Here is a 3,636-nt window from a genome sequence, read left to right as displayed (position 1 = left end):
GTCTACAAGAAGCGCAGTGGCGATCTTGCCGTCGCTGTGTCACGCGAGATGGGCGCGCCGCGCCAGATGGCGTTGGACAGCCAGGTCGGCATCGGTCTTGCGCATCTGCAGAAGATGGCCGACGTGCTGAAGACTTTCGAATTCCGCCACGTCAAGGGCAACCATCTGGTGGTCAAGGAGCCGATCGGCGTCGTCGGGCTGATCACGCCGTGGAACTGGCCGCTCAACCAGATCACCTGCAAGGTCGGCCCGGCGCTTGCCGCCGGCTGCACGATGGTGCTGAAGCCCTCCGAGATCGCGCCGCTCGACGCCATCATCTTCGCCGAAATCCTCGACGAGGCCGGCGTGCCGAAGGGTGTCTTCAACCTCGTCAATGGCGACGGACCGGGCGTCGGCCAGGCGCTGTCCAGCCACCCCGACATCGACATGATGTCGTTCACCGGTTCAACCCGTGCCGGCATCCTGGTGGCCAAGGCCGCCGCCGACACGGTCAAGCGCGTGCATCAGGAGCTTGGCGGCAAGTCGGCCAACATCCTGTTCGGGGATGTCGACCTCGCAAGCGCCGTCAGCAAGGGCGTCGCCGGCTGCTTCAGCAACAGCGGCCAGTCCTGCAACGCGCCGACGCGCATGTTCGTGCCGCGCGACCGCCATGACGAGGCGGCCGGCTATGCCAAGGCCGCGGCGGAAAAGTTCACCGTCGGCCCCGCCGACGCTGCCGGCACCAAGCTTGGCCCGGTCGTCAGCCAGATCCAGTTCGACAAGATCCAGGACCTGATCCAGGCCGGCATCGATGAAGGTGCGACGCTGGTCGCCGGCGGCCCCGGCCGTCCGGCCGAACTCAACCGCGGCTATTACGTCAGGCCGACGGTGTTCGCCGACGTCACCCACGACATGCGCATCGCGCGCGAGGAGATCTTTGGGCCGGTGCTGGCGATCATGCCCTACGACAGCGTCGACGAGGTGGTCGAGACCGCCAACGACACCGTCTATGGCCTCGCCTCCTACATCCAGGCCAAGGACATGAAGAAGGCGCGCGAAGTGGCGGCGCGCATGCGCACCGGCAATGTCTACATCAACTATCCCCAGTGGGACGCCGGCCTGCCGTTCGGCGGCTACAAGCAGTCGGGCAATGGCCGCGAATATGCCGAATACGGGCTCGAGGATTTTTTGGAGATCAAGGGCATCGCGGGGTATGAGGCGGCGGAGTAAAATTGGTCAGGGCGCGCCACGATATGTGGCGCGCTGTCCGTCCGGTATCGCCGAGGTCAGCGCCGGCCCTCATTGCCCTGCCGGGCATTTCTCCCCGTATAGTGACGGGGAGAAAGACGCCGTCATGGACGGTTTCGCCAATCTCCAATGTTGCAGAATAGGCGCCAGCGATGCGGCCAGCTACCTTCTCCCCGTCACTATCCGGGGAGAAGGTGCCGGCAGGCGGATGAGGGGCGGCGCCGACTTTGGCGATTGGTGGCCTTCACAAGACGGAAGCCGTCATTGGCCTGAAAGCGATGGCCCTGCCTTGCTGATCTCCTTGCCAATTGGCAAATTCATGCTATATATCTGCCAATAGCGAGGCAACAAAATGCAGCTTCAGTCCATTGTCACGACACCGGCCACGGTTGGCAGCGTCATATCGGATGACGAGGCCGGCGCGCTGGCGCGCACCACGGTTAATCTGTTCAAGGCCTGGAACCTCACTGACCTGGAGGCCTGCATCCTGCTCGGCGGCATGTCGGCCCGGACCTGGGCGCGTTGGAAGACTGGGGCGAAAGAAGGCGGCGTCGGCAGGATCGACCGCGACCTGCGCACCCGCATGGCGCATCTGATGGGCATCCATAAGGGCCTGCGCTATCTGTTCACGGAGCCGGCACGCGGCTACGCCTGGATCCGCAAGCCCAATGCCACCTTCGGCGGCCAGTCGGCCCTCGACCTGATGCTGCGCGGCGAAATCTCCGATCTCTCGGCGATGCGCGAATGGCTCGATGCGGAGCGTGGCGCATGGTGAGTGGACTTGCGGTCAGGCGCCGCGTTGACTGGCCCCAGACCTTCCGCATCATCCGCTCCATCCATCCGCCCATCGACCTGTTCGAGGACATTGCCGACCCGCGCGACTGGGAGGCGCTGGCCTCGGTCGAGGCGAAGACCAACCCGCGCATAAGGTTCGAGATCGGCGACCTCGGCAAGGTGTCGGCCGCAAGGCGGGTTTCCGGCCCCGGCGCCAGCTTCGTGATGGCGCCCTTCGTGCACTGCTCGACGCTGAGGCCAGGCCGCTTCTCGGATGGCAGCTACGGCATCTACTATGCCGGCGACAGTGAGGACGTCGCTCTGGCCGAAACCATCCACCATCATCAGAAATTCATGCGCGCCACCAACGAGGGGCCGGGCTGGACGGCGGATTTCCGCGTGCTGATCGGCAGCGTCGACCGCGACCTCGATGACGTCAACGCCGTGCCCGGCGTGCTCGACCCGGACGACTATTCCGCCTCGCAGGCGGAAGGGCGGGCGCTGCGGGCAGGAGGCAGCGACGGACTGGTGTGGAACAGCGTGCGCATGCCGGGCGGCGGCTGCATCGGCATCTTCTGGCCCGATGTCATTACCATTCCAGTGCAGGGTCGCCACTACAGCTACCATTGGGACGGCGCCCGCGTGGACTTCGTGCGCCAGCACGATACGGGAAAGGTGCTTGCCGTCACATGATGGCGGCGGACACGCTTTACAGATCGCTGGGAAGCCGATATCCATAAATCCAAGGATTCGGATATATGGATAAGAAAAGCACTTTGAACGCGCTGGCCGCACTTGGCCAGGAGACGCGGCTGGATGTCTTCCGGCTGCTCGTGCGTGCCGGTCCGGAAGGCATTCCGGCGGGCGAGATCGCCACGAGGCTGGACACGGTCCAGAACACCATGTCGGCGCATCTGAAGGTGCTCGCCCATGCCGGGCTGATCCGTCCCGAACGCGACGGAAGGACCGTGCGCTATGTCGCCGACATGACCGGCCTGCGCGACCTGCTGGCCTATCTGATGGAAGATTGCTGCAATGGCGCGCCGGAGCTCTGCCAGCCCGTGATCCAGGCGGTAACCTGCAAATGCTAGAAGGGAGGCATGCACCATGAGCGAACCGTACAACGTTCTTTTCCTCTGCACCGGCAATTCGGCGAGGTCGATCATCGCAGAGGCGATTCTCAATCGTATTGGCGCCGGCAAGTTCAAGGCCTATTCGGCCGGGTCGCATCCCAAAGGGGCGGTGCATCCCTACACGCTCCAGCTTCTGAAGAACCTCAATTACGACACGTCCTTTGCCCGTTCGAAGGACTGGGAAGAATTCGCGGTTCCCGGTGCGCCGGAGATGAATTTCGTTTTCACGGTCTGCGACAACGCCGCCAATGAATCGTGCCCTGTCTGGCCAGGACAGCCGATGACCGCACATTGGGGCGTGCCTGATCCGGCTGACGCGGAGGGCACCGATGCCGAAAAACATCTGGCCTTTGCCGAAGCCTATCGCATGCTCAACAACCGGATTTCGATCTTCATCAGCCTGCCGATGAGCATGGTCGACAAGCTTGCCCTGCAGAAGCGGCTGGATGAAATCGGCCGCAACCTGCCGAAGGCCGGCTGAAGCTCGTGGCGAACGACCTGC

Annotated in this window: 5 protein-coding genes; all 5 read left to right on the top strand. The window is 63.8% G+C overall.

All coding sequences use genetic code 11. The features are described from left to right. Window positions 1-1,209 (top strand): aldehyde dehydrogenase family protein (locus EN964_RS28725; protein ID WP_164776054.1); only part of this gene is annotated, 1,209 nt, incomplete at its 5' end. Window positions 1,210-1,579: 370 nt separating this feature from the next. Further along, window positions 1,580-2,002, top strand: a complete 423-nt coding sequence (locus EN964_RS28715; protein WP_127271235.1) for an MbcA/ParS/Xre antitoxin family protein — start codon at window positions 1,580-1,582, stop codon at window positions 2,000-2,002. Next, window positions 1,996-2,694 (top strand): RES family NAD+ phosphorylase, encoded by a 699-nt coding sequence (locus EN964_RS28710; protein WP_127272117.1) that lies wholly within the window; start codon window positions 1,996-1,998, stop codon window positions 2,692-2,694. Before EN964_RS28715 ends, EN964_RS28710 begins: the two co-directional genes overlap by 7 nt. A 65-nt stretch (window positions 2,695-2,759) precedes the next feature. Continuing rightward, complete coding sequence (locus tag EN964_RS28705) at window positions 2,760-3,092, top strand: helix-turn-helix transcriptional regulator (RefSeq protein WP_127270864.1); 333 nt, start codon at window positions 2,760-2,762, stop codon at window positions 3,090-3,092. A gap of 16 nt (window positions 3,093-3,108) precedes the next feature. Continuing rightward, entirely contained in the window at window positions 3,109-3,615 is a 507-nt protein-coding gene (locus EN964_RS28700; protein WP_127270862.1) for an arsenate reductase ArsC, read from the top strand. Window positions 3,616-3,636: the final 21 nt, after the last annotated feature.

This window comes from Mesorhizobium sp. M7A.F.Ca.CA.001.10.2.1 (assembly GCF_003998575.1).
GTDB lineage: Bacteria > Pseudomonadota > Alphaproteobacteria > Rhizobiales > Rhizobiaceae > Mesorhizobium.
Note: the sequence above shows the minus strand (reverse complement) of the source record. Positions and strands in the feature narration are given on the sequence as shown.

What these genes read in the sequence shown, in the direction of transcription:
- EN964_RS28715 (WP_127271235.1), top strand. Translation starts at nt 1,580, where the DNA reads ATGCAGCTTCAGTCCATTGTCACGACACCGGCCACGGTTGGCAGCGTC.
- EN964_RS28700 (WP_127270862.1), top strand. Translation starts at nt 3,109, where the DNA reads ATGAGCGAACCGTACAACGTTCTTTTCCTCTGCACCGGCAATTCGGCG.
- EN964_RS28710 (WP_127272117.1), top strand. Translation starts at nt 1,996, where the DNA reads ATGGTGAGTGGACTTGCGGTCAGGCGCCGCGTTGACTGGCCCCAGACC.
- EN964_RS28705 (WP_127270864.1), top strand. Translation starts at nt 2,760, where the DNA reads ATGGATAAGAAAAGCACTTTGAACGCGCTGGCCGCACTTGGCCAGGAG.